Raw genomic sequence first — 26,893 nt, forward strand, 5'->3', positions numbered from 1 at the left:
TGTTCGCAGATTCAATGTTCACCATAGGTCTCCTGTGGGAGCGGGCTTGCTCGCGAAAGCGGTGTGCCAGTCAGCATCACCGTCACTGATATACCGCTTTCGCGAGCAAGCCCGCTCCCACAAGGTCCAGCAAGCGAGCAAAAGAAATGCCCGCATCTTTCGATGCGGGCATTTTTTCTTCTCAGGAACAGCTTCCGCTAATAATCACTGATCATCGAAATACCGCTCATGCCAATCCACCAGCGGTTGCGGCGAGTTGAGTTTCTGGCCGTAGATCACCGAGTACGACAACACGTTCTGCACGTATTGACGGGTTTCGTCGAAAGGAATGCTTTCGACCCAGACGTCGAAGCTCAAGTGGTCGGCGCCGCGCAGCCACTGGCGCACGCGACCGGGGCCGGCGTTGTAGGCCGCCGAGGCCAGGACGCGGTTGCCGTTGAACTGGCTGTGAACCTGGCTCAGGTACGCCGCGCCCAACTGGATGTTCTTGTCCGGGTTCAACACTTGCTGTGGTGAGGCCAGGGGAATGCTGAACTTGCGCGCGGTTTCCTTGGCGGTGCCAGGCATCAGTTGCATCAGGCCGGCGGCACCGACGCCGGAGCGGGCGTCGTCCATGAAGGCGCTTTCCTGGCGGGTAATGGCGAACGCCCAGCTTGGATGCAAGCCGCGAATCTTGGCTTCGCGTACCAGGGTGTCGCGGTGGGCCATCGGGAAGCGGATGTCCAGGTCGTCCCAGTACTTGGCCTGGCTGATGGTGCGAATGGCCGGGAAATACCACTTCAGGTCATAAGCCAGTTTGGCCTGGGCGACCATTTCGTCACGGTTGAAATGACGGCTGACGTGATACCACTCGCGGCGCCCGTCGACGATGTCCCCACGGGCATGAAATTCCAGCGCCCGACGCACGCCAGGGGTGTTGCGCACTTTGTTGATCAGCGCCTGGCTCATCACCAGCGGCTTGTTGATGAGCGAGTACGGCGACTGGGAACGGTCGGCGGCCAGGAAGCCATAGAAGTCTCGTTCACGGGCCAGGTGCTTGTAGAGCGCCAGCGCCTCGGGGTTCTGCGGCTGCGCCAGTTCCAGCGTGCGGGCTTGCCAGTACCGCCAGCGATTGGTGCTCGACAGCGACTCGGGCAGGCGACGGGTCAGTTGGTAGGCATCGTCCCAGCGGGCCAGGCGCAGGAGCAGGCGCAAGCGCCATTCCGAAACGGTGTCATCGCGCAGTTCCGGGTCGTATTTCGTCATCACGTCCAAGGCCCGGCTGTCGAAGCGCTTGGCCAGGGTCAGGCCGATTTCCCGGGCAATCGCAACTTTTTCATCACGGGAAAAATGCATGGTGCTGGCGTAGCCGTCCAGCAGTGCCATGGCCTTTTCCGGATCCTGGCGGGCCAGGCGACGCAGGCCGAGGCTGACGATGTCGGACATCGGTTCATCGGCCGGGGTGAAGCGCGAGGGCTGGTTGAGCAACTCGGGCTTCTGCGCCACGTCCACCAGCAACTTGCCACGGGGGGCGAGGGTGGTCAGGCCGCTGACCAGGCTGTTGGCCAGCGGGTAGTTGCGGGCCTGGGCCGCCAGTTTGGTGCGTTCCCAGCGTTTCTGTTCGGTCAACTGGCCCTGGGAGGCCCATAGGCCGAACAAGGCATCGCACGCCTGGGGCTGGGATTTGCCGGACAGCCACAGCTTTTCGGTATTGGCATAGCCTTCGGCCTTCAAGCCATGGCTGAGCTGGTACTGGGCGTTAAGGCAGTCCAGTTCGGTGAAATTGAGCTTGGGGTCGTAATACTTGACGAAGGTCTCCCAGTCACCGCGCTCGGTCAGCCAACGCAGCCAGCGCAACTTCATCCAGTTGGCCTGGGGCAGATCACCGTGTTCGGCGAGGAACTTCTCGATTTCGGCATTGCTGGCGCTCTTGAGGCGAGCGGTCAATTCGTCGTAGGCCAGATAGGGTTCCAGCGGATAATCGCGCAGGGCCTGGCTGTAGCGAAAGTAAGGGCCGGAATCACCCTTGGCCAAGGCACGCTTGGCCTCGTTGTAATATTGGCGTTGAGTGGAGATATCCACCGCCTGCGCGGATTGAACGGCAGTGGCACATACAAAAAGACACGATACAACACTGAAAAGGCGACTGCGCATGAGACGTCCGGGCATAAAAAACATGACAAGCCCAAGGGGTAACCCAGGGTAACTGTCTGTAGCTTAGCCTTTTGCCAGCAGCCGGCGAAAGCTTTGCAGAGCCGTCGGTGCAAGTTCGCAACATTTGTTATGCAGAGTGCTTCGGTGGCGAAATTGGCGGACCCCTGAGGCCTCATCTCAGGTAGAATGCGCGCCCGGTTTTTGGAGAAGCTCATGACCCTGCTCAAATTCAGCGATGTGTCCCTTGCTTTCGGCGCTATGCCGTTGTTGGACAAGGTGTCCTGGCAGATCGCCCGTGGTGAGCGGGTGTGCATCATCGGCCGCAACGGCACTGGCAAGTCCAGCATGATGAAGCTGGTCAAGGGCGATCAAAAGCCCGATGACGGCTCGGTCTGGCGCGCGCCAGGCCTGAAAATCGGCGAATTGCCCCAGGAACTGCCGGTGGCCGACGAGCGGACCGTGTTCGACGTGGTCGCCGAAGGCCTGGACGGTGTCGGCGCGCTGTTGGCCGAGTATCACCACCTGAGCCAGAACATCGTCACCGATGCCGATCTGGACAAGTTGATGCACGTGCAGCACGACCTTGAAGCCCGAGACGGCTGGCGTCTGCAGCAACTGGTCGACAGCACCCTGAGCCGCCTGCAACTGCCGGCCGACAAGACCCTCGCCGAGTTGTCCGGCGGCTGGCGTCGTCGCGTCCTGCTGGCCCAGGCCCTCGTGTCCGAGCCGGACCTGCTGCTGCTCGACGAACCGACCAACCACCTGGACATCGGCGCCATCGCCTGGCTTGAAGAAGCCTTGAAGGACTTCCAGGGTGCGGTGCTGTTCATCACTCACGACCGTTCCTTCCTGCAAAACCTGGCGACCCGCATCCTTGAACTGGACCGCGGCGGCCTGATCGACTGGAACGGCGACTACGTCAGCTTCCTGGTGCACAAGGAAGCGGCGTTGGCAGCGGAAGAAACCGCTAACGCGTTGTTCGATAAGAAACTGGCCCAGGAAGAAGTCTGGATTCGCCAGGGCATCAAGGCGCGTCGCACCCGCAACGAAGGCCGTGTGCGGGCGCTCAAAGCCTTGCGCATGGAACGCAGTGAACGTCGCGAGCGTACCGGCAAGGCCAACATTCAGTTGGATACCGCTGACAAGTCCGGCAAGCAGGTGATGGTCCTTGAGAACGTGAGTTTCGCGCACCCGGGCGGCCCGTTCCTGATCAAGGACTTCTCCATGGTCCTGCAGCGCGGTGATCGCATCGGCCTGCTGGGTGCCAACGGCACCGGCAAGACCACCTTGCTCAAGCTGATGCTCGGTGGCCTGGTGCCGACCAATGGCAAGGTGGAAGAGGGCACGAAGATCGACGTTGCCTACTTTGACCAGTTGCGCCATCAGTTGGACCTGGAAAAGACCGTGATCGACAACGTCGCCGAAGGTCGCGATTTCATCGACATCGATGGTCAGAGCCGCCATGTGTTGAGCTACCTCGGCGATTTCCTGTTCAGCCCCCAGCGTGCCCGTACGCCGGTCAAGGCGCTGTCGGGTGGCGAGCGCGCCCGTCTGTTGCTGGCCAAGTTGTTCAGCAAGCCGGCGAACCTGCTGGTGCTCGACGAACCGACCAACGACCTGGACGTGGAAACCCTGGAGTTGCTGGAAGAGGTGCTGCTGACCTTCAACGGCACCGTGCTGATGGTCAGCCACGATCGGGCATTCCTCGACAACGTGGTCACCAGCACCCTGGTGTTCGAGGGCGAAGGCCTGGTGCGTGAATACGTCGGTGGTTATCAGGACTGGCTGCGCCAGGGCGGCTCGCCGCGCCTGCTGGGGGTCACCGAGAGCAAGTCCGGCAAGGCCGACTTGAATTCGGCGGTGGTCAAGGCCGAGCCAGCCCCGGTCGCTGCCGCGGCGGCCCCGGCACCGGCCAAGAAGAAACTCAGCTACAAACTGCAGCGCGAGCTGGAGGCGTTGCCGGGTGATATCGACGCGAAGGAACAGCAGATCGCCGCCGTGGAGGCCGAGATGGCTGACGCCGGCTTCTACCAGCGGCCTGCTGCCGAAACCGCCAAGGTGATCGCGCAGTTGGAGCAGTTGCAGGCCGAGCTGGACGCACTGGTCGAGCGTTGGGCTGAACTGGACGCTTGATCCGTTGTTGAAAAAAATCCCGGAATTCAGCAATGAACGCCGGGATTTTCTATTTGAAACGCTATTCCCCTGTAGGGGTGAGCCTGTGGGAGCAAAGCTCGCTCGCGATGAACGATAACGCGGTCATTCGACAGACCGGGATGCCTTCATCGCGAGCAAGCTTTGCTCCCACAGGCTCGCTCCCACAAGGGTAGGGGTTATGTGCGCTTGACCAGATGTACCGCCAGCACGTCGCAAGGCGCGCCATGCAGCACGTCGTTGGCGGTCGAGCCCAGCAACAGCGCCAGGCCGTGGCGACCATGGCTGCCGACCACAATCAGGTCGCAGCCCTGTTCCTTGGCCAGGTGATGGATCTCCTGGCGCGGCTGGCCGTAGGTCAGGTGGCTGAATTCCTTCTTCAGGGCCGGGTATTTCACGATCAGTCGGTCAAGGCGCTCCTTGGCCTGGTCGAATTGCTGCTGCTGCAACTGGGAAAGGTCCATGGGCACGTCGCCGCCGAAGGCCATGGCCATCGGTTCGACGATGTGCACCAGCGACAGCTTGGTGTCCCGGCTTTCGCAAAGGGCGAGGGCGCGCTTGACGACCGGATCGCATTCTTCAGTGAGGTCGACGGCGACCAGAACGTGTTTGTAGTACATGGAAAGCACTCCAGAGAATTGCGATACGGTAAGTATGGCTGGTTTCAAGCGCATTGACGGCGACGTGGCTCAATGGGCTCATCAGAATTCGGGAGTACGAATATGACGGTCTGGATAGTGGTGTCAATCCTGTTGGTGGTGTTAAGTCCGCTGGCATGGTTGCGGCCGTCCCGTGTTCAGAGCGGTCGCATGGCCCTGCGCATGGAGGCACGACGCCTGGGCCTGGCCATGCAGCTGGCGCCGCAGGAGTGGCCGCACTGGCTCGGCCAGCAGCCGCCAAACCCCTGTGCCCAGTACCACCGGCCCCGGCGCGGCAAGGAACCGGCGGTCTGGAGCTATTGGCAGACGGCGCCAGGCGTCTGGGTCAACCAGTGGCGAGAAGTCTGCCAGGATGAATCCCTGCTCAATCATTTCGAAAAATTGCCGGCCAACGTCTACAAAGTTGAAGCCGATCGGCAAATGATTGCCTTGTACTGGGGCGAGAAGGGCGAAGCGACTGTTTTGCAGGACATTGCCGGCACGCTCAAGGCGCTGGCCTGAGCGAATTTAGATGCGTAGGAGCTGTCGAGCGGAGCGAGGCTGCGATCTTTACCCAGGCCATTGAGTCTCAAGCGAAAGATCAAAAGATCGTCCGAACGCGGCCCGAGCCTTCGGCAGCTCCTACCGGCATAAAAAAAGCCCGACAGTCTCATCGGGCGGGTTGGCCAGGCAGGCCGGTAAACAATCTCATGCCAGGACGTGCGTTCGTAACGTCCTTTGTTCCCAATATTCAATCGCGTCCCGACAGCGTAGACCGCTGGATCCGATATGTCTGGAATTAGGGCGATTTTTCTAATTATTGATCCTATGAATGGCTGCTCATGCGGCGCCGTGTTGCGGATCCGTACGGTACGGAAATGACCGTGAAGTCGCGTTCGCGCCTGTGTTTAGGGCGATTGACAATTGTCGGAAATTCCGTGAAGGTGACGTACCCAAATCAAACGGGCGTATGAATTGAGCGTTTGTATTTTCAGAATGCTCCTACAGACCCCGACTATCGCGTTGACGGGTGTGCCTGGCGGATTGGCGTAGCATCGACGGTAACGTCTATGCCGAACCAGTGGTCAGCGTTCAACGTGTACTGTTCAGCTTCCATATCGTGGAGATCAGTTGATGATTTACGAAGGTAAAGCCATCACGGTTAAGGCTCTTGAAAGTGGCATCGTCGAATTGAAATTCGACCTCAAGGGTGAGTCCGTCAACAAGTTCAACCGTCTAACCCTGAATGAATTGCGTCAGGCTGTAGACACTATCAAGGCAGATGCTTCGATCAAGGGTGTGATCGTCAGCAGCGGCAAGGACGTGTTCATCGTCGGCGCCGACATCACCGAATTCGTCGACAACTTCAAGCTGCCCGATGCCGAACTGATCGCTGGCAACCTCGAAGCCAACCGTATTTTCAGCGACTTCGAAGACCTCAACGTACCGACAGTCGTGGCCATCAACGGCATCGCCCTGGGTGGCGGCCTGGAAATGTGCCTGGCGGCGGATTACCGCGTCATGTCCAGCACGGCCAAGATCGGCCTGCCGGAAGTCAAGCTGGGCATCTACCCAGGCTTCGGCGGCACCGTGCGCCTGCCGCGCCTGATCGGTGCGGACAACGCCATCGAGTGGATTGCCGCCGGCAAGGAAAACCGTGCTGAAGACGCGCTGAAGGTCGGTGCCGTGGACGCCGTGGTCGAACCTGGCAAGCTCCAGGAAGCCGCCCTTGAAACCCTCAAGCGCGCCATCAGCGGCGAGTTCGACTACAAGGCCAAGCGTCAGCCGAAGCTCGAGAAGCTCAAGCTCAACGCCATCGAACAAATGATGGCCTTCGAAACCGCCAAGGGTTTCGTGGCCGGTCAGGCAGGCCCGAACTACCCGGCGCCGGTCGAAGCGATCAAGACCATCCAGAAAGCCGCGAGCTTCGGTCGCGACAAGGCCCTGGAGGTCGAGGCCGCCGGCTTCGTCAAGCTGGCCAAGACCTCGGCTGCGCAAAGCCTGATCGGTCTGTTCCTCAATGACCAGGAACTGAAGAAAAAGGCCAAGGCCTACGACGAAATCGCCAGTGACGTGAAGCAGGCCGCCGTGCTCGGCGCCGGCATCATGGGTGGCGGCATCGCCTACCAGTCGGCGTCCAAAGGCACGCCGATCCTGATGAAGGACATCAACGAACACGGGATCGAGCAGGGCCTGGCCGAAGCCGCCAAGCTGCTGGTCGGCCGTGTCGACAAAGGTCGCATGACCGCTGCGAAGATGGCCGAAGTGCTCAACGGCATTCGTCCGACCCTGTCCTACGGCGATTTCGGCCATGTCGACCTGGTGGTCGAAGCCGTTGTCGAGAACCCGAAGGTCAAGCAGGCGGTACTGGCTGAAGTCGAAGACAAGGTCAAAGAGGACACCATCCTGGCCTCGAACACCTCGACCATCTCCATTTCGCTGTTGGCCAAGGCCCTCAAGCGTCCGGAGAACTTCGTCGGCATGCACTTCTTCAACCCGGTGCACATGATGCCGCTGGTGGAAGTGATCCGTGGCGAGAAGTCCAGCGAACATGCCGTTGCCACCACCGTGGCCTACGCCAAGAAAATGGGCAAGAACCCGATCGTCGTCAACGATTGCCCGGGCTTTCTGGTCAACCGCGTGCTGTTCCCGTACTTCGGCGGTTTCGCCAAGCTGGTCAGCGCCGGTGTGGACTTCGTGCGCATCGACAAGATCATGGAAAAATTCGGCTGGCCGATGGGCCCGGCGTACCTGATGGACGTGGTCGGCATCGACACCGGCCACCACGGTCGCGACGTCATGGCTGAAGGCTTCCCGGACCGCATGAAAGACGACCGTCGTTCGGCCGTCGACGTGCTCTACGAAGCCAAGCGCCTGGGCCAGAAGAACGGCAAGGGCTTCTACGCCTATGAGACCGACAAGCGCGGCAAGCAGAAGAAAGTCGCCGACTCGTCGGTGCTGGAAGTGCTCAAGCCGATCGTCTACGAGCAGCGCGAAGTCACCGACGAGGACATCATCAATTGGATGATGATCCCGCTGTGCCTCGAAACCGTGCGTTGCCTGGAAGACGGCATTGTCGAAACCGCCGCCGAAGCCGACATGGGTCTGGTCTACGGTATCGGTTTCCCTCCATTCCGTGGCGGTGCGCTGCGCTACATCGATTCGATCGGTGTCGCCGAGTTCGTTGCCCTGGCTGACCAGTACGCTGATTTGGGCGCGCTGTACCACCCGACCGCGAAGCTGCGTGAAATGGCCAAGAACGGCCAGCGCTTCTTCGGTTAAGCGCCCAACGACTAGAGCGAGAGAACATTTATGAGCTTGAATCCTAGAGACGTCGTGATTGTCGACTTCGGTCGTACGCCGATGGGCCGCTCCAAGGGCGGCATGCACCGCAACACCCGCGCCGAAGACATGTCGGCGCACCTGATCCGCAAGCTGCTGGAGCGCAACGTCAAGGTCGACCCCAACGAAGTCGAAGACGTGATCTGGGGCTGTGTGAACCAGACCCTGGAGCAGGGCTGGAACATCGCCCGCATGGCCTCGCTGATGACCCAGATCCCTCACACGGCGGCGGGCCAGACCGTCAGCCGCCTGTGCGGTTCGTCCATGAGCGCACTGCACACCGCCGCCCAGGCGATCATGACCGGCAACGGTGACGTGTTCGTCGTTGGTGGTGTCGAGCACATGGGCCACGTGAGCATGATGCACGGCGTCGATCCGAACCCGCACATGTCGCTGTACGCGGCGAAAGCCTCGGGCATGATGGGCCTGACTGCGGAAATGCTTGGCAAAATGCACGGCATCACCCGCGAACAGCAGGACGCCTTTGGCGTGCGCTCCCACCAGCTCGCCCACAAGGCGACCGTGGAAGGCAAGTTCAAGGATGAGATCATCCCGATGCAGGGCTACGACGAGAACGGCTTCCTGAAGCTGTTCGACTACGACGAAACCATTCGTCCGGAAACCACCCTGGAAAGCCTGGCGGCCCTCAAGCCGGCCTTCAATCCGAAGGGCGGCACCGTGACAGCCGGTACCTCGTCGCAGATCACCGACGGTGCCTCGTGCATGATCGTGATGTCGGCCCAGCGTGCCCAGGACCTGGGTATCCAGCCGATGGCGGTGATTCGTTCGATGGCCGTGGCGGGTGTGGACCCGGCGATCATGGGCTATGGTCCAGTACCGGCCACGCAGAAAGCCTTGAAGCGCGCAGGCTTGGGTATTGCCGATATCGACTTCTTCGAACTCAACGAAGCTTTCGCCGCACAGGCCTTGCCAGTGCTGAAAGATTTGAAAGTGCTCGACAAGATGAACGAGAAGGTTAACCTGCACGGCGGCGCGATCGCCCTGGGTCACCCGTTCGGTTGCTCCGGTGCGCGTATCTCCGGCACGCTGCTCAACGTCATGAAGCAGAATGGCGGCACCTTTGGTGTGTCCACCATGTGCATTGGCCTCGGCCAGGGCATCGCCACTGTCTTCGAACGCGTCTAAGCGTTGCGTTGATGGAAGCCGGGGCCAAGTGCCCCGGTTTTTGTTTTTTCGGGTTTAGTAAAAAAAAGATTTTGTTTTTATTTTGAAAAGATTTGAGTGAGTGCCAAGCATGCCGATACAACCTGGGCTCTACCAGCATTACAAAGGTCCGCAGTACCGCGTATTCAGCATCGCGCGGCATTCCGAGACCGAGGAAGAAGTGGTCTTCTATCAAGCCCTGTATGGCGATTACGGCTTTTGGGTGCGTCCCTTGAGCATGTTCGAGGAGTCCGTCGAGGTTGACGGCGAACAGGTGCCACGCTTTGCTTTGGTGCAGGCTGAGGAGAGCATTTTTTCCAAGCCTTGAGGCCGGTATGCGGGCAACCCTGCGCTTGACCTCACCTTGCAGCCACTATATATAGCGGTGCCGCGTCAGGCGCCAACCGCCTTTCACTTTTTAGAATTCAGGAATTTTCTGATCCATGGGCAAATCGCTGGTCATTGTGGAATCCCCGGCTAAGGCCAAGACCATCAACAAGTATCTGGGCAACCAATACGTGGTGAAGTCGAGTATCGGCCATATCCGAGACCTGCCCACCAGCGGTTCGGCTAGCGCCAGCAAGGAGCCAGCCGCCAAGCGCGGCAAGGCTGCTGCCGGTGAAGCGCCGGCGCTGTCGCCGAAAGACAAGGCGCGCAAGCAGCTGGTCTCACGCATGGGGGTCGATCCGGAACACGGCTGGAAAGCCAAGTACGAGATCCTCCCGGGCAAGGAAAAGGTCATCGAAGAGCTGCGCCGGCTCGCCAAGGATGCCGACACCATCTATCTCGCGACGGACTTGGACCGCGAAGGGGAAGCCATTGCCTGGCACCTGCGCGAAGCCATTGGTGGGGATGACAGCCGCTACAAGCGCGTGGTGTTCAACGAAATTACCAAGAAGGCCATCCAGGAAGCCTTCTCCCAGCCGGGCGAGCTGGACATCGATCGGGTCAACGCCCAACAGGCGCGTCGCTTCCTCGACCGCGTGGTGGGCTACATGGTCTCGCCCCTGCTGTGGGCCAAGATCGCCCGCGGCCTGTCGGCCGGGCGTGTGCAGTCGGTCGCTGTGAAGCTGGTGGTGGAGCGCGAGCGGGAGATCCGTGCGTTCATTCCTGAGGAGTACTGGGAAGTCCACGCCGACCTCGGCACCGCCAAGGGCGCCACCGTGCGCTTCGACGTGGCCCGGGAGAAGGGCGAGGCCTTCAAGCCGCTCAACGAAGCCCAGGCCATGGCCGCGCTGGAGAAGCTCAAGGCTTCCAGCTACAGCATCGTCAAGCGCGAAGACAAGCCGACCAGCAGCAAGCCGTCGGCGCCGTTCATCACCTCCACGTTGCAGCAGGCCGCGAGCAATCGCCTGGGCTTTGGCGTGAAGAAAACCATGATGATGGCCCAGCGTCTGTACGAAGCTGGCTACATCACCTATATGCGTACCGACTCGACCAACCTTTCGGTCGATGCCGTGGCGATGGCGCGCACTTATATAGAAAGTGAGTTCGGCAAGAGGTACCTGCCAGAGACGCCGAACGTCTACAGCAGCAAGGAAGGCGCGCAGGAGGCGCACGAAGCGATTCGTCCGTCCGACGCCAATACCGAGCCAAGCAAGCTGTCGGGCATGGAGCGCGATGCCGAGCGTCTCTACGAGCTGATCTGGCGCCAGTTCCTGGCCTGCCAGATGCTGCCGGCGCAATACCTGTCGACCACGGTCAGCGTCGGTGCCGGCGACTTCGAGTTGCGCGCCAAGGGCCGCATCCTGAAGTTCGACGGCTACACCCGCGTCATGCCGCAGATCGCCAAGCCTGGGGACGATGACGTCCTGCCAGACATGGCCCAGGGCGACGTGATGAAGCTGATCAAGCTTGATCCGACCCAGCACTTCACCAAGCCACCGGCCCGTTACTCCGAAGCCAGTCTGGTCAAGGAAATGGAAAAGCGCGGCATCGGTCGTCCTTCGACCTACGCAGCCATCATCTCCACCATCCAGGACCGCGGCTATGTGGCGCTGCACAACCGTCGTTTCTATTCGGAAAAGATGGGTGACATCGTTACCGAGCGTTTGTCCGAGAGCTTCTCGAACCTGATGGACTACGGCTTCACCGCCGGTATGGAAGAGAATCTCGACGATGTGGCCCAGGGCGAGCGCGACTGGAAAAACGTCCTCGACGAGTTCTACGGCGACTTCAAGAAAAAGCTCGAAGTGGCCGAAAGCCCGGACAGCGGCATGCGCGCCAACCAGCCGGTCATGACCGACATTCCGTGCCTGACCTGCGGGCGTCCGATGCAAATCCGTACCGCCTCGACCGGCGTATTCCTCGGTTGCTCGGGCTACAGCCTGCCACCCAAGGAGCGCTGCAAGGCGACGGTCAATCTGGTGCCGGGCGACGAAATCGCTGCGGACGACGAGGGTGAATCGGAATCCCTGGTGCTGCGCGGCAAGCATCGCTGCCCGATCTGCAGCACGGCGATGGATGCCTACCTGCTGGATGAAAAGCGCAAGCTGCACATCTGCGGCAACAACCCGGACTGTGCTGGCTACGAGATCGAAGAGGGCACTTATCGCATCAAGGGCTACGAAGGCCCGAGCCTGGAATGCGACAAGTGTGGCAGTGAGATGCAGCTCAAGACCGGCCGTTTCGGCAAGTTCTTCGGTTGCACCAACCCGACCTGCAAAAACACCCGCAAACTGCTCAAGAGCGGTGACGCGGCGCCGCCGAAGATGGACCCGGTGAAGATGCCTGAGCTCAAGTGCGAGAAGGTCAACGACACCTACATCCTGCGCGACGGTGCCTCCGGCCTGTTCCTGGCGGCCAGCCAGTTCCCGAAAAACCGCGAGACCCGTGCACCGTTGGTGATGGAAATCGTGCCGCACAAGGACGAGATCGATCCGAAGTACCATTTCCTCTGTGCAGCGCCGCAGAAGGATCCGGAAGGGCGCCCGGCGGTCATTCGCTACAGCCGCAAGACCAAGGAGCAATACGTGCAAACCGAAGTCGACGGCAAGCCGACTGGCTGGAAAGCGTACTACGACGGTGGTAAGTGGACGGTGCAAGACAAGAGCTGATGGCAGCACTCACGTGTGACGAGGGGGCTTGCGCCCGCTGGACCGGTCCGACGTTTCGGGCGTAGCCGCCCCAATAAGTCTCAAGTGAACAAAAGGCCGCATGACAACCCATAGGTTTTCATGCGGCCTTTTTGTTTTTGGCTTGCAGTGGCCTCGGTTGATCCATGACACTGTCGCACTTGCGTGACGCTTTCATTTCGTTGGGGAGATGCCGCCATGGCCCACGAACTCTATACCCGCACCAATCAGAAAATCTATTTCGCCGGTCTGTCGCTCGAAGCGCTCACCAGGGCCGAGGATGGGCGTGCGATGAATTCCCCGGCGTTGCTCCAGGCAGGACGCGAATCCGCGCTGTTTCACCTGTACGGTGCATTGTTGGGGTTGTGCCATGAAATCGCCGGTTTCTATCGCCTGCCACAAGCGAATGCACCGCGGGCCGAGCTGTTGTTGACCCGCGAAGCGTTGGAAACCATTGCTATTCCGGAATTGGCCGAAATGGTCGAACTGGCGCACAACCCGGAAACCTGGCTGGCGAAGCTATTGGCGGCCCATGCGGCGCTGTTCGAGCCGCCACGAGCCCCGCGCAAGCCCAAGGGGGACGTGACCCAGCCGTTGATCGTGGCGGTCAATCTGGACGAACAAGAACCCGAGCAGGAGTTGAGCCGGGAGGAGCTGGAGAGCTGGCGTCAGAACCTCAAGAGCCTGGCGATACGCTTTCGTGAAGGGTTGAACGAGTGCTGAGTTCGCCCCCGGCCCGTTACGTTCGTTGATAACACTTGGTCAAGATCCCGAGCGGAGCCTGGCCGATGACTATATAATCCTCGCCTTTCGTGGAGAACAGACTTTTATGCCTACGTCCTTTCTAGAAATTGTCGAACTTCCTGATGGCCGCATCGAGCTGCGCAGGGCTGAGGACGAGGGTTCTCTGGTTACCCTGAACTTCTCCGAAGATGCCAAGGTATTCCTTCAGGGCCAACACGTCGAAGTCGCCAAGGCGATGCTGAGCGTGGGCGTCCAGATGGCAGGTCGCCTGGTTGAAGGCGAATTCAACAAGGAAGAGGGGCCGCGGGTTCTTCATTGATCCCGTCTGTCGGCTTTTTTGGATAGTGTGGCTGGTCGGCTTCTCTGCCTTGGAGAAGCCCCGCGTTTGTCTTAGCCCAATCGAATATTCAGACTTTGTGCGTCCCCGGTACGGGCGGCGCTGATCAACTGTTGCCGTGCGGTTGCGGTTAGCGGATTGAGCCAGCTGACCACGGTGTGGCTGCGGCCCAGGCGCAAGGCTTCGCAGGTTAACTGCTGGGCGCTTTGGGTCCCGCGCGGTTGCAACAACAGGATGCGTTCGCGGTTCAGGCCGGCATCCCGCAGCCAGGCCTGGGTGACGCTGGCCGGTGGCGCGATCAGCGTCAGCCAGCGAGCATCCTGGTCCTGGCTGAGTTCTCGCAGAATCGGCGCCAGCAGGTTCAGGCAGTTTCCGGCCGCACCACGTAACGACAGTTCGCTGAAAGCCTCGGGCTCGACGCCCCAGGGCGACTCGATGACCTCTTTCAGGACTGGAACCAGCGGTTGGGCCATGAATGCCTCGAACAGCGGAAGTTGTGTGTGTTGTGGTGTGTGAGGGAACTGCATAAAGCCTCCTTTAGCGGCGAATGACGCCGACACTCAAGCCTTCGATGACCAGGTCCTGATCTTTCAGGTTCACTTCGATGGGCGCGAACTCGGGGTTCTCGGCGATGAGCCAGACCTTGCTGCCGTCGCGCTTGAAGCGCTTGACGGTCACCTCGTCGCCGATTCGCGCCACCACGATCTGGCCATTGCGGGCTTCGCGGGTAGTGTGGACGGCCAGGAGATCACCGTCGAAGATGCCGATGTCCTTCATGCTCATGCCGTGTACACGAAGCAGGTAGTCGGCCCGAGGATGGAAGAACGAAGGATTGATGTTGCAGGACTCCTCGACATGCTGCTGGGCGAGGATCGGTGCGCCTGCCGCGACCCGGCCGATGATCGGCAGGGTGGTTTCGTCGGCCTTGGCTTCGAAGCCGGGGATGCGAATGCCACGGGATGCGCCCGGGGTCATTTCGATCGCACCCTTGCGCGCCAGCGCCTTGAGGTGTTCTTCAGCCGCGTTGGGCGACTTGAACCCTAGTTCCTGGGCGATTTCCGCACGGGTTGGCGGGTAGCCGTTGTCTTCGAGGCAGCGTTTGATGAAGGCCAGAATCTCTGCTTGGCGTGGCGTCAGCTTTAGCATATTGATCGCTCTGTCTTTTTATACAGTGACTGGGATTATATACAGTGAACGCCGCTTGGCAATCCTCCTTTTTCCACAGGCCGCTGGACGGTCGGTCGGGTTGTTGGATGCGACATGGCTACTACCCGTGAAAAGGTGTGGTTAAATACGTGACCGGGCATTCGCAAAACGCCCCGGCAGGCTTGACAACCCCTAGGCTGAAACGTATGTTTCAAACAAGTGTTTGTCAGGCGGAGTAACCATGGCCCAGTCGGAAACCGTTGAACGCATTCTCGATGCTGCCGAGCAGTTGTTCGCGGAAAAAGGTTTCGCTGAAACCTCGTTGCGTCTGATCACCAGCAAGGCCGGGGTGAACCTGGCGGCGGTGAACTATCATTTCGGCTCGAAAAAGGCCCTGATCCAGGCGGTATTCTCGCGGTTCCTCGGGCCTTTCTGCCTCAGCCTCGATCGCGAGCTGGAGCGCCGGCAGGCCAAGCCTGACGTCAAGCCGACCCTGGAAGAGCTGCTGGAAATCCTGGTCGAGCAAGCCCTTGTCGTGCAACCGCGCAGCGGTAACGACCTTTCCATTTTCATGCGCCTGTTGGGCCTTGCCTTCAGCCAGAGCCAGGGCCACCTGCGACGTTACCTGGAAGACATGTACGGCAAGGTTTTCCGGCGCTACATGTTGCTGGTCAACGAGGCCGCACCGCGCATTCCGCCCATCGAGTTGTTCTGGCGGGTGCACTTCATGCTCGGCGCCGCCGCGTTCAGCATGTCCGGTATCAAGGCGTTGCGCGCCATCGCTGAAACCGACTTTGGCGTGAACACCTCGATCGAACAGGTCATGCGCCTGATGGTGCCGTTCCTGGCAGCCGGCATGCGTGCCGAAAGTGGTGTCACCGATGAAGCCATGGCGGCCGCGCAATTGCGCCCGCGCAGTAAATCGACGCCGGCGCTGGCCAAGGCGTAAGCGCACGGGTGGGCGCGGCTGCCGACATCCGCTAAGCTAGCCGCCCATGCCGACTCTCGTTTCGAACCCGTTCCATCTTTCATTGCATGACCGCGACCTGCCGGGCCTTGGGCCCAGCGGTGTGGTCGTGTCTGTGTTGCCGCGCGGGTTCATCGTTATTAAGGAAATGCTATGACTGCTGGCCTGCAAGGCTCGTTGATGGTGGACGTCGCCGGTACCTGGCTGACGGCCGAAGATCGCCACCTGTTGCGCCAGCCCGAGGTAGGCGGCCTGATCATCTTTGCCCGCAACATCGAGCATCCACGTCAGGTGCGCGAGTTGAGCGCGTCGATCCGCGCCATCCGCCCCGACCTTTTATTGGCGGTGGATCAGGAAGGTGGTCGTGTCCAGCGGCTGCGCCAGGGTTTTGTGCGGTTGCCGGCGATGCGGGCGATCGCCGACAACCCGAACGCCGAATACCTGGCCGAGCAGTGCGGCTGGATCATGGCCACTGAAGTGCTGGCGGTCGGTCTCGACTTGAGCTTTGCCCCGGTGCTGGACCTTGATTACCAGCGCAGCGCCGTCGTCGGCAGTCGCTCCTTCGAAGGTGACCCCGAGCGCGCTGCGTTGTTGGCCGGTGCCTTCATCCGCGGCATGAGCGCCGCCGGGATGGCCGCCACTGGCAAGCATTTCCCGGGGCATGGCTGGGCCGAGGCCGATTCCCATGTGGCGATTCCGAACGATGAGCGTAGCCTGGAGCAGATTCGCGCCAACGACCTGGTACCGTTTGCCAGGCTGAGCAAGCAACTGGCCGCCGTCATGCCGGCCCATGTCATCTACCCGCAGGTCGACGCCAACCCAGCCGGGTTTTCCCGCCGCTGGCTGCAGGACATCCTGCGTGGCGAGTTGCAATTTGATGGCGTGATCTTCAGTGATGATCTGTCGATGGCCGGCGCTCATGTGGTCGGTGATGCCGCCAGTCGTATCGAGGCTGCTTTGACGGCGGGTTGCGACATGGGCCTGGTGTGCAACGACCGTGCTGCCGCGGAGTTGGCCTTGAGCGCGGCCCAGCGCCTGAAGGTCAAGCCTTCGGCGCGGATCGCCCGCATGCGCGGCCAGGCCTACGCCTCCACTGAATACCGTCAGGACCCTCGCTGGCTGGCGGCGCTCGGCGCGCTGAGGGCTGCCCAGCTGGTTGATTAGCGTCTTTTGAAAATAAGGTGGGAGCAACATCTGCGCGACCTGAACCAGCGCCATCGCGAGCAAGCTCAGCTCCCACAGGAAACGGTGTGAATCAGCGCTTCTCGAGTTTGTCCGGCAGCGGCGCGAACAATGCTTCGATATCGTCGCTTTGCAGTTTCCAATCCCCGGCCACGCGTCCGTCCAGTACGCCGGCCGCGAGGTCGGATTTTTCCTTTTGCAGTAGCTGGATCTTCTCTTCCACCGTGCCTCGGGCAATCAGCTTGTAGACGAACACCGGTTTTTCCTGGCCGATGCGGTAGGCGCGGTCGGTCGCCTGGTTTTCGGTGGCCGGGTTCCACCACGGGTCGTAGTGAATCACTGTGTCGGCCTCGGTCAGGTTCAGGCCTACACCGCCAGCCTTCAGGCTGATCAGGAAGATCTGACGCTTGCCGCTCTGGAATTCCTTGACGGGCGTGCGTCGGTCGCGGGTCTGGCCGGTCAGGAGGGCGTAATCGACGCCGCGTTTCTTCAGCTCATCTTCAATCAGCGCCAGCATGGACGTGAATTGGGAAAACAACAGCACCCGGCGACCTTCTTCAAACAGCTCTTCGAGCATTTCCATCAAGCTGTCGAGTTTGCCCGAGGTGCTGCCTCGGGCGGGCAGGGTGGCGTCGTTGATCAGGCGCAGGTCGCAACACACCTGGCGCAGCTTGAGCAGCGCTTCGAGAATGATGATCTGGCTGCGGGCCACGCCTTTGCGGGTGATCTCGTCGCGGACCTTCTTGTCCATCGCCAGGCGCATGGTCTCGTAGACGTCCCGCTGGGCGTCGCTGAGTTCGACCCAATGGATGATCTCGGTCTTGGGCGGCAACTCCGTCGCCACTTGCTCCTTGGTCCTGCGCAGCAGGAAAGGTTTTATCCGACCGTTGAGGTGTTGCAGTCGTACATCGCTGCCGCGCTTTTCGATCGGTACACGGTAATCGCGGTTGAAACTCTTGACGTCCCCGAGCCAGCCCGGCAGCAGGAAGTGAAACAGCGACCACAATTCGCCCAGGTGATTTTCCAGGGGCGTGCCGGACAGGCACAGCCGCTGGCGGGCGTTGAGCTCCCGGGCGGCCTGGGCGGCTTTGCTGGTGGGGTTCTTGATGTACTGGGCTTCGTCGAGAATCAGCACGTGCAACGGCTGCGCGGCGAGGCGCTCGACATCCTTGGGCAGCAGGGCATAGGTGGTGAGGACCAGGTCGTAATCGGCCAGTCGGTCGAAATGCTTTTTGCGCCCGGCGCCGTAAAGCGCCAATACCTTGAGCTGCGGCGTGAAGTGAGCGGCCTCGTCGAGCCAGTTGGGGATCAGGCTGGTCGGCATGACCACCATGCACGGTCGGTCCAGGCGTCCGGCGTGTTTTTCGCTGAGAATGTGCGCCAGGGTCTGTAGGGTTTTGCCCAGGCCCATGTCGTCCGCGAGAATGCCGCCGACTTCCAATTGCCTGAGCGATTGCATCCAGCTCAAGCCTTCGAGTTGATAAGGCCGCAGCGTCGCGTTCAGGCCCTCGGGCGCGGTGGCGGTGTAATCCTTGATGTCTCGCAGGCGTTGGGCCAGGCCGCGAATGTGTTCGCCACCTTCCCAGGTCAGCGGCATGTCCTGCAGCGGGTTCAGACGCAAAGCGTCTGCGCTGTTGAGGCGCAGTTTGGTGGTGCCGGGCTCTTGCAGGTAGAACTCGCCCAGGGTCGCCAGCACCGGTTTCAGCCGGCCGTAGGGCAGGGCCACCTGCTGTGGGCCGAACTCCGAGTTCGGGCGGTTGGGCAGGTTGACCAGAATGAGTTCGTCGTCCCGACGCCGGGCCAGGCGTTCCGGGTTGAACAGTTCGATGTGCGAGCGCATCAGGTTCAACAGGATCGGCAGCAGGCTCAGGCGTTCGCCGTTGACGATGATCCCCAGTTCCAGGTCGAACCAGTCCCGCTCCGGCGTTTCCTCGACGGTGGCGTACCACTCGTCCACTGCCGTCAGGTCGAAGCCGAAGTCCTCGTCGATCTGCAATTCCCAGCCTTGGCTGCGTAGTTTCGGCAGGTCGTTGAGGGTGAACGTCAGCCAGGCACTGTCATTGATCATTTCGTACAGCTCGCCAGCGCTTTCCGGCAGGGCCTTGCTTTGTCGGGTCGCGACCTTGAAGCCGAGGATTCGCAGCTGTTCGCGGTAGGACTGTTCCACATCGGTGTGGCGTTTTATCCGCAGCGTCTGGGTTTCCTGGCGAATCAGCACGTCGGTGTTGCGCTGGCCGCTGACGTATTCGTCCAGGTAGCTGAACGACAGCGCGGCGCGGTGTTGAATGTAGCGCTGCATCTTGCCGTTGCGCGGCTCGAAGGCGCTGAACTCGATACTGGCCAGCCACAGGCGCGGCACCGGTTGCACGTTGTCCACCAGCACTTGTGGCGGGGCCTTGGGGCTGCGGTTGTCCAGCACCGCCTGGAGTTTCTCCAGCAACTGCGCGTCTTTTTCGGCGGCCGGGTAGGCCAGGGTTTCCTGGACTTGCAGCAACACCGCCGCGCAGTGCTTGCAGTTGATGCGCACCGGGCAGGAGCACGCGGCTTCGAGCAGAATCAGTGCGCCCTTGGCTGACTCTTTAAGGCGAATGGTCTGACGGTAGACGTTGCCGCCAGAGCCTTCGCAACTGGCGGTGATGGTGCTGTCGCCGGCCTCGACGATCCTGACGCGGTTTTCCAGCGCATAACGACGCCCGCGCTCCAGGCTCTGTTCCTTGAATCGATTGACCCAGGAAGGTGCCAGGGGTTTGCTCAGGGGCGAGGGCATAGGCGCGCCAATCAGTCCGGAATGACTTCAGGTGCCTGCCGTGGTGCGGGCGCGGTCAACGAGGTGATCTTGATCAGCAGGCCAAGATGCCCGTTGTCGAGGAAATTCAGTTGGCCATTCTTGGTGTGGCTCTGCTGCTTGAGGCGCTCGCTGGCGGTGACCAGGCCATTGGCGTTTATCTGGTTGATCCAGAAATCGGCATCCACGTCGGTGAAACGGCCCAGCTTCAGTTCCAGGGTGCCCTCGATGGGGAATTGCCCGAACTGTTCGGCGCCGTCGCTGATGGCAACTTTGCGCCCCTGTTCACCGAGCGTCTGCTGCCAGGCCTTGTGCATCAACACGGTGTATTGGCCGCTGGCGGTGAGTTTCTCGACGATGTGGCCCAGGGCCGGCGTGCGCTGGCTGTCCGCGCCCAGGCGTTGCGCGCCGGCGTCCCAGTCTTCCGGTGCGGCGCGGCTGATAATCGCCGGCTCGGCGTTCTGGCGCACCAGAATCATTTCAACCTGATACAGGTCGTCGGCAAACGCCAGGGGGGCGACCAGGGTCAACAACAAGGTCAGTGAGCGAAACAGGCGCATGGGGCGTCCTTCAAGCAGTGGTCGGAGTGAGGCGCTCGAACAGCGCTTCTACGGTATTGAAGCGCTCTTCCGCGCGCTCCATGGGCACCATGAATTTAAACATCGTGGCACCTTCGAACTTGTAGCGTTTGGGCTGGCCCTGGATCAACTTGATCAGCACCAGTGGATCGACCGGCGTCTGGGCCTCGAACTCGATCCGGCCGCCGTTGGGGCCGCCGTCGACTTTCTTGATGCCCAGTTGTTCGGCCTTGAGCTTGAGCAGCGTGGTGCGCACCAGGTTCTTGGTTGGTTCCGGCAGCAGGCCGAAGCGGTCGATCATTTCCACCTGCAGGTCCTTGAGGCCTTCCTCGTCGCTGGCCGAGGCGATGCGCTTGTAGAGGATCAGCCGCGCGTGGACATCCGGCAGGTAGTCTTCCGGGATCAGCGCCGGCACCCGCAGGTTGATTTCCGGCCCGCCGCCCAGGGGTTGGTCGAGGTTCGGCTGTTCGCCCTTGCGGATCGACTTGACCGCGCGTTCGAGCATTTCCATGTACAGGGTGAAGCCGACGGCCTGGATCTGGCCGCTCTGGCCGTCGCCGAGCAATTCGCCGGCGCCACGGATTTCCAGGTCGTTGGTGGCCAGCACGAAGCCGGCGCCCAGGTCCTGGGTATTGGCGATGGCTTCCAGGCGCTTTTCCGCATCCGGGGTGATCTGCTGGCGCGGTGGCGTCAACAGGTAGGCATAGGCCTGGTGGTGGCTACGCCCGACTCGGCCGCGCAACTGGTGCAGCTGGGCCAGGCCGAATTTGTCGGCACGCTCGATGATGATGGTGTTGGCGCTCGGCACGTCGATGCCGGTCTCGATGATGGTCGAGGCGATCAGCACGTTGAAGCGCTTATGGTAGAAGTCGCTCATCACCTGTTCGAGTTCACGCTCACGCATTTGTCCGTGGCCGATGCCGATCCGCGCTTCGGGCACCAGTTCGGCCAGGTCGGCGGCGCATTTCTCGATGGTCTTCACGTCGTTGTGCAGGTAATAGACCTGGCCGCCACGCAGCAACTCACGCAGCAAGGCTTCCTTGACCGTGCTTTTGTTCTGCTCCATGACAAAGGTGCGCACCGACAGGCGCCGGGCCGGCGGCGTGGCGATGATCGACAGGTCGCGCATGCCCGACACCGCCATGTTCAGCGTGCGCGGGATCGGCGTGGCGGTCAGGGTCAGGATGTCGACTTCGCTGCGCAGGGCCTTGAGCTGTTCTTTCTGGCGCACGCCAAAGCGGTGCTCTTCGTCGATGATCACCAGCCCCAGGTTCTTGATCTTCACGTCGTCCTGCAGCAGCTTGTGCGTACCGATGACGATGTCGATCTTGCCCTCGGCCAGGTCGGCCACGGCGGCGTTCACTTCCTTGGTGGATTTGAAACGGCTCATCACTTCCACGGTCACCGGCCAGTCGGCAAAGCGGTCGCGGAAACTGTTGTAGTGCTGCTGGGCGAGCAGGGTGGTCGGCACCAGGATCGCCACCTGCTTGCCGCCGTGCACGGCAATGAACGCGGCGCGCATCGCCACTTCGGTCTTGCCGAAGCCCACGTCGCCACACACCAGTCGGTCCATGGGCTTGGGCGCGAGCATGTCGGCGCGCACGGCTTCGATGGTGGTCTGCTGGTCGACGGTTTCTTCGAACGGGAAACCGGCGCTGAAGGTTTCGTAGTCGGCTTTCGGGTCGGCGAAGGCGTAGCCCTCGCGGGCCGCGCGGCGGGCGTAGATGTCCAGCAGCTCGGCGGCCACGTCGCGCACCTGTTCGGCCGCCTTGCGCTTGGCTTTCTGCCAGGTTTCCGAGCCCAGGCGGTGCAGCGGGGCCAGGGCGTCGTCGCTGCCGGTGTAGCGGGCGATCAGGTGCAGGTTCGCCACCGGCACGTAGAGCTTGGCGCCCTCGGCGTATTCCAGGGTCAGGAACTCGGCGGCCTGGCTGTCGATTTCCAGCGTCGCCAGGCCCAGGTAGCGGCCTACGCCATGGTCGATGTGCACCACGGGCGCGCCTTCGCGCAGTTCGGTGAGGTTCTTGATGACAGCGTCGTTGGCAGCGTCGGCGCGTTTTTCGCGACGGCGGCGCTGCATGACGCGCTGGCCGAACAAAGGACTTTCGGCCACCAGTGCCAAGGCTGGGTCATCCAGGACCAGGCCGTCGTTCAGCGGCGCGATGGTAATCGCCAGGCGATCCTTGCCGGCGACGAAGTCCGGCCAGCTGTCCACCGTCTTCGGTCGCAGCTTCAGGCGCTCAAGCAGCTCCAGCAGCACTTCGCGACGACCCGCGGATTCGGCGGTGAACAACACGCGACCGGGGAATGCATCGAGAAAGCCGGCCAGCGCCGCCAGAGGTTGCGTGGCCTTGGCTTCGATGGCCAGGTCCGGCAACGCCTTGGCCGGGAAACGTTCACGGCCGACGCCGGTTTCCACGTCCTGCTGGCTCGCCACCACCCGTGGCCAGCTCTTGAGGCGGGCAAAACAGTCTTCCACCGGCAGGAACAGCTCGGCCGGCGGTAATAGAGGCCGGGAAGGATCGACGCGACGTTCTTCGTAGCGGTTGCGCACGTCGTTCCAGAAGTTTTCCGCGGCCTGCTCGATGCCCGGCAGGGAAAACACCTGGGTGTCCTGGGGCAGGTAATCGAACAGGGTGGAGGTTTCTTCGAAAAACAGCGGCAGGTAGTACTCGATGCCGGCGGGCGTGATCCCGCTGCTCAGGTCCTGGAAGATCGGGCAGCGCCGGAAATCCACATCGAAGCGCTCGCGAAAGCGGGCCTTGAAGCGGGTCACGGCGTCTTTCTGCAGCGGGAACTCCTTGGCCGGCAACAGGCGGATCGACTGCACTTTGTCGATGGAGCGCTGGTTTTCCGGGTCGAAGGTGCGCAGGGTCTCGATTTCGTCATCGAACAGGTCGATGCGATAAGGCAGTTTGCTGCCCATCGGGAACAGGTCGATCAAGGCGCCGCGTACCGCGAACTCGCCGTGTTCGTACACCGTGTCGACACAACGATAGCCACTGGCCTCAAGGCGGGTACGCATTTGCTCGACATCAAGCTTCTGGCCGATGTCCAGCACCAGGCTGCTGCCCAGCAGGAATTGGGTCGGTGCCAGGCGATGTAGGGCCGTGGTGATCGGCACTACCAAAACGCCATGACTGAGTTCCGGCAGCCGATAAAGGCTGGCGATTCGCTGGGAAATGATGTCCTGGTGCGGCGAAAACAGATCGTAGGGCAGGGTTTCCCAGTCCGGAAAATGCAAGACCGGCAAATCCGGAGCGAAGAAACTCAGCTCCTGTTCCAGCCGCTCGGCGCTTTGGCTGTCGGCGGTCAGCAGCAGGGTGAAGCGCTTTGCAGCGCTGGCAGCCTCGGCGATGGCCAGGCTCAGGGCGGCACCGGGCAGGTTGCCCCAGTGCTGTTTACCTGCCGCGGCAGGGAGAAGCGGAAGACGCAGAACGGGCACGGAAGATTGAGCTCCAGCATTGCGACAAAGTCGACAATTGTAGCGGGGGAAGGGGGCTGCTGTCAGTCGCAGACTACCCGGGCAGACAGGAAAACCACGGTGCGACAGGCGCGCATTGCTCCGCCGAGGACTCGGCGGCATAATGTAGCCCCTTTTTTCAGCCCCTACATGTGGAAGGTTACCGTGACTCAGAAGCCCGACCAGTGTCTTGGTGAATGGATTGATCGTGAAGCTCTCGCAGAAGCGATGATCCCTCTCATCGGTCAGCTCTACCGCAATAACAACGTGGTGAGCTCGATCTATGGCCGCAGCCTGATCAACCAGTCTGTCATCGCGATCCTCAAAGCCCACCGCTTTGCGCGCCACCGTTCTTCCGACGACAGCGAACTCTCCGTCCACGAAACATTCCCCCTGCTCAAAGCCATGAGCGAGCTCAAGCTCGGCTCGGCTTCGGTGGATCTGGGCAAGTTGGCGTTCAAATTCCGTAACGAAGGCAATGGCCGTAGCGCCGAACAGTTCGTTCGTGAAGAGATGGCCGATGTGGTTGGCCAGCAGAACGTTTCGGCTCGCAAAGGCACTGACGTGGTCCTGTACGGCTTCGGTCGTATCGGCCGTCTGCTGGCGCGCATCCTGATCGAAAAAACCGGTGGCGGCGACGGCCTGCGCCTGCGCGCCATCGTGGTGCGCAAGGGCGCCGAGAACGACCTGACCAAACGCGCCAGCCTGCTGCGTCGTGATTCGGTCCATGGTTCGTTCAACGGCACCATCATCATCGATGAAGAGAACAACACCATTCTCGCCAACGGCAACCTGATCCAGGTGATCTACGCGAAGAGCCCGACCGAGGTGGACTACACCCAGTACGGTATCAAGGACGCACTGCTGGTGGACAACACCGGCGTATGGCGTGATGCCGAGGGCCTGGGCCAGCACCTGGCCTGCCCGGGCATCGACCGCGTCGTGCTGACTGCGCCTGGCAAAGGCAAGCTGAAGAACATCGTTCACGGCATCAACCACGGCGAAATCACCGCTGACGACAAGATCGTCTCCGCTGCTTCTTGCACCACCAACGCCATCGTGCCGGTGCTCAAGGCGGTGAACGACAAGTTCGGCATCGTCAACGGTCACGTCGAAACGGTTCACTCGTACACCAACGACCAGAACCTGATCGACAACTTCCACAAGGGCGACCGCCGTGGCCGCAGCGCCGCGCTGAACATGGTCCTCACCGAGACCGGTGCTGCCACCGCCGCTGCCAAGGCCCTGCCTGAGCTGGCTGGCAAGCTGACCGGCAACGCGATCCGTGTGCCGACGCCGAACGTGTCGATGGCCATTCTCAACCTGAACCTTGAGAAAGCCGCCACCCGTGAAGAAATGAACGAGTACCTGCGCTACATGGCGCTGCACTCCGACCTGCACAAGCAGATCGACTTCGTCAATTCCCAGGAAGTGGTGTCCACCGACTTCGTCGGCTCGCGCCACGCCGGTGTCGTGGATGCTGAAGCGACCATTAGCCAAGACAACCGCGTTGTTCTGTACGTCTGGTACGACAACGAATTCGGTTACAGCTGTCAGGTGGTTCGCGTGATGGAAGACATGGCCGGTGTAAACCCGCCAGCCTTCCCGCGCTAAGCTTTAGCCGCTTGTGAAAACGCCCCGACTTGTCGGGGCGTTTTTGTATCTGGAGGTTTGTGTTGGCTGGGCCGGCCTCTTCGCGAGCAAGCCCGCTCCCACAGGATGTACGCGGACAAACTGTGGGAGCGGGCTTGCTCGCGAAGGCGATCTGTCAGGCGCCGCCTACTACAGAGGCCTGCGCCGTGCGCAGTGCATGCCGATTGCCCTTGAACAGCACCAAGGTCGCAATCAACCCCAGCACCGCCGCACCACTGAGCCATATCCCCGGCGCAGCCTTGTTGTCGAGTGCATGAATCAGGTAGGTACAAGCCGCCGGGGTAAACCCGCCGAACGTCGCTGTTGCCAGGCTGTAGGCCAGCGAGAAACCGGTGGTGCGCACCTCGACCGGCATGATTTCCGTCAAGGCCACGACCATTGCACCGTTGTACGATCCATACAGGAACGACAACCACAGCTCGACGATCAGCAAATGGCTGAAGCTGGGGTTCGCCACCAACCAGGACAGCGCCGGATAGGCGGTGAGAATCGCCAGGACCGTCGCACCGAGCAGTAGGGGTTTGCGTCCGATCTTGTCGGAAAACGCCCCCATTACGGGCAGCCAGAAGAAATTCGACAAGCCGATGCACACCGTGACCAGCAGCGCATCCACGTCCGACAGGTTCAACTCGGCCTTGCCGAAGGTCGGTGTGTAGGCGGTGATCAGGTAGAACGACACCGTGGTCATCACCACCAGCGCCATACCGGCCAAGACGATACCGAAGTTCTGACCGATGGAACGGACAATTTCCGCCAGGGTAGGACGATGTTTTCTCGCTTGGAACTCAGGTGTTTCTTCCAGCGAACGACGGATCATGAAGATCGCCGGGACAATCATGCAACCCACCAGGAACGGTACGCGCCAGCCCCAATCCCCCATTTCCTGGGGACTCAGCCAGTGATTGAGGCCCACCCCCAACAGGCCGGCGAACACCACGGCAGCCTGTTGACTGGCGGATTGCCAACTGACAAAGAAGCCCTTGCGCCCCGGCGTCGAGATTTCCGCCAGGTAAACCGACACGCCACCGAGTTCCACGCCGGCGGAGAAGCCTTGCAGCAATCGGCCCAGCAGCACCAGCAAGGGGGCCGCCACGCCGAGGACAGCGTAGCCCGGCACGCAGGCGATCAGTATGGTGCCCATCGCCATCAGCGCCAGGGTGATGATCAAGCCTTTGCGACGGCCGTGGCGGTCGATGTAGGCACCGAGAAAAATCGCCCCGAGGGGACGCATCAGGAACCCGGCACCAAACGTGGCCAGGGACAGCATCAGCGAGGCGAACGCGCTGTCGGCGGGGAAGAATGTCTTGGCGATGGCCGTGGCGTAGAAGCCGTAGACCATGAAGTCGAACATCTCCAGGAAGTTGCCGCTGACAACGCGAAAAATCGCCTTGCCGTTGCTCGTGTTGGAAGACATGTGTAGGTACTCACTCTGGCAAATCTTGTATGAAGGCGCTGCACCCGGTGTGAACCTGGGAACCTGGTACTTGGGAGCCTGTGGGAGCAAAGCTTGCTCGCGATGAACGATGACGCGGTCTTGCA

The 26,893-nt window shown here is 61.2% G+C and carries 19 protein-coding genes; 11 read left to right on the forward strand and 8 right to left on the reverse strand.

Features of this window, described 5'->3' with window-relative positions:
- Positions 1-204: 204 nt before the first annotated feature.
- Complete coding sequence (locus tag AD662_RS09800; protein ID WP_018604846.1) at positions 205-2,133, reverse strand: transglycosylase SLT domain-containing protein; 1,929 nt, start codon at positions 2,131-2,133, stop codon at positions 205-207.
- Between the two features lie 213 nt (positions 2,134-2,346).
- On the opposite strand from AD662_RS09800, the gene AD662_RS09805 reads away from it, so the two are divergent.
- On the forward strand, positions 2,347-4,266 hold the full coding sequence (locus AD662_RS09805; protein ID WP_053186873.1) for an ATP-binding cassette domain-containing protein: 1,920 nt from the start codon (positions 2,347-2,349) through the stop codon (positions 4,264-4,266).
- Positions 4,267-4,463: 197 nt separating this feature from the next.
- On the opposite strand, the gene AD662_RS09810 is transcribed toward AD662_RS09805, so the two are convergent.
- Positions 4,464-4,904, reverse strand: coding sequence for a universal stress protein (locus tag AD662_RS09810; protein ID WP_018604853.1), 441 nt, complete (start codon positions 4,902-4,904; stop codon positions 4,464-4,466).
- Between the two features lie 102 nt (positions 4,905-5,006).
- Here AD662_RS09810 and AD662_RS09815 point away from each other — a divergent pair, with 102 nt between their 5' ends.
- The 7 genes from AD662_RS09815 to AD662_RS28380 all read left to right on the forward strand — a co-directional run bounded on the left by AD662_RS09815 (position 5,007) and on the right by AD662_RS28380 (position 13,565).
- Complete coding sequence (locus AD662_RS09815) at positions 5,007-5,444, forward strand: hypothetical protein (RefSeq protein ID WP_053186875.1); 438 nt, start codon at positions 5,007-5,009, stop codon at positions 5,442-5,444.
- 612 nt (positions 5,445-6,056) lie between these two features.
- Complete coding sequence (gene fadB, locus AD662_RS09820; protein WP_018604860.1) at positions 6,057-8,204, forward strand: fatty acid oxidation complex subunit alpha FadB; 2,148 nt, start codon at positions 6,057-6,059, stop codon at positions 8,202-8,204.
- 30 nt (positions 8,205-8,234) lie between these two features.
- A complete protein-coding gene (gene fadA, locus AD662_RS09825; protein ID WP_018604861.1) occupies positions 8,235-9,410 on the forward strand; it encodes an acetyl-CoA C-acyltransferase FadA in 1,176 nt (391 codons plus the stop codon).
- Between the two features lie 109 nt (positions 9,411-9,519).
- Positions 9,520-9,756: a DUF1653 domain-containing protein gene (locus tag AD662_RS09830; protein ID WP_003199644.1), complete on the forward strand. Its 237-nt coding sequence runs from the start codon at positions 9,520-9,522 to the stop codon at positions 9,754-9,756.
- A gap of 115 nt (positions 9,757-9,871) precedes the next feature.
- Positions 9,872-12,484 carry a type I DNA topoisomerase gene (gene topA / locus AD662_RS09835; protein ID WP_053186878.1) on the forward strand — a complete coding sequence of 871 codons (2,613 nt, stop codon included), beginning with the start codon at positions 9,872-9,874 and terminating at the stop codon, positions 12,482-12,484.
- Positions 12,485-12,700: 216 nt separating this feature from the next.
- Positions 12,701-13,225: a DUF6586 family protein gene (locus AD662_RS09840; protein ID WP_018604864.1), complete on the forward strand. Its 525-nt coding sequence runs from the start codon at positions 12,701-12,703 to the stop codon at positions 13,223-13,225.
- A 106-nt stretch (positions 13,226-13,331) separates the two neighbouring features.
- On the forward strand, positions 13,332-13,565 hold the full coding sequence (locus AD662_RS28380; protein ID WP_003183419.1) for a hypothetical protein: 234 nt from the start codon (positions 13,332-13,334) through the stop codon (positions 13,563-13,565).
- A gap of 71 nt (positions 13,566-13,636) precedes the next feature.
- On the opposite strand, the gene sulA is transcribed toward AD662_RS28380, so the two are convergent.
- Both sulA and lexA read right to left on the reverse strand, forming a co-directional pair.
- The gene (sulA, locus tag AD662_RS09850; RefSeq protein ID WP_003199648.1) at positions 13,637-14,110 is read right to left on the reverse strand and encodes an SOS-induced cell division inhibitor SulA; all 474 of its coding nucleotides are present in this window, start codon (positions 14,108-14,110) and stop codon (positions 13,637-13,639) included.
- A gap of 10 nt (positions 14,111-14,120) precedes the next feature.
- Positions 14,121-14,729 carry a transcriptional repressor LexA gene (gene lexA / locus AD662_RS09855; protein ID WP_003199651.1) on the reverse strand — a complete coding sequence of 203 codons (609 nt, stop codon included), beginning with the start codon at positions 14,727-14,729 and terminating at the stop codon, positions 14,121-14,123.
- A gap of 241 nt (positions 14,730-14,970) precedes the next feature.
- Here lexA and AD662_RS09860 point away from each other — a divergent pair, with 241 nt between their 5' ends.
- Both AD662_RS09860 and nagZ read left to right on the forward strand, forming a co-directional pair.
- On the forward strand, positions 14,971-15,678 hold the full coding sequence (locus AD662_RS09860; protein ID WP_013692622.1) for a TetR/AcrR family transcriptional regulator: 708 nt from the start codon (positions 14,971-14,973) through the stop codon (positions 15,676-15,678).
- A gap of 183 nt (positions 15,679-15,861) precedes the next feature.
- A complete protein-coding gene (gene nagZ, locus AD662_RS09865) occupies positions 15,862-16,860 on the forward strand; it encodes a beta-N-acetylhexosaminidase (protein ID WP_174553543.1) in 999 nt (332 codons plus the stop codon).
- 91 nt (positions 16,861-16,951) lie between these two features.
- Here nagZ and AD662_RS09870 read toward each other — a convergent pair whose 3' ends face one another.
- From AD662_RS09870 to mfd, 3 genes are read right to left on the reverse strand one after another with little or no spacing between them, the layout of a single operon-like run.
- Positions 16,952-19,645 carry a DEAD/DEAH box helicase gene (locus AD662_RS09870; protein ID WP_018604871.1) on the reverse strand — a complete coding sequence of 898 codons (2,694 nt, stop codon included), beginning with the start codon at positions 19,643-19,645 and terminating at the stop codon, positions 16,952-16,954.
- 11 nt (positions 19,646-19,656) lie between these two features.
- The gene (locus AD662_RS09875; protein ID WP_018604872.1) at positions 19,657-20,223 is read right to left on the reverse strand and encodes a CsiV family protein; all 567 of its coding nucleotides are present in this window, start codon (positions 20,221-20,223) and stop codon (positions 19,657-19,659) included.
- A gap of 10 nt (positions 20,224-20,233) precedes the next feature.
- Positions 20,234-23,683, reverse strand: coding sequence for a transcription-repair coupling factor (gene mfd, locus AD662_RS09880; protein WP_018604873.1), 3,450 nt, complete (start codon positions 23,681-23,683; stop codon positions 20,234-20,236).
- Between the two features lie 168 nt (positions 23,684-23,851).
- On the opposite strand from mfd, the gene AD662_RS09885 reads away from it, so the two are divergent.
- Positions 23,852-25,315, forward strand: coding sequence for a glyceraldehyde-3-phosphate dehydrogenase (locus AD662_RS09885; RefSeq protein WP_024617303.1), 1,464 nt, complete (start codon positions 23,852-23,854; stop codon positions 25,313-25,315).
- Between the two features lie 154 nt (positions 25,316-25,469).
- On the opposite strand, the gene tcuC is transcribed toward AD662_RS09885, so the two are convergent.
- On the reverse strand, positions 25,470-26,768 hold the full coding sequence (gene tcuC, locus AD662_RS09890) for an MFS transporter (RefSeq protein WP_053186881.1): 1,299 nt from the start codon (positions 26,766-26,768) through the stop codon (positions 25,470-25,472).
- Between the last annotated feature and the right edge of the window lie 125 nt (positions 26,769-26,893).

Origin of the sequence: Pseudomonas kilonensis (assembly GCF_001269885.1) — a bacterium.
Taxonomy (GTDB): Bacteria; Pseudomonadota; Gammaproteobacteria; order Pseudomonadales; family Pseudomonadaceae; genus Aquipseudomonas; species Aquipseudomonas kilonensis.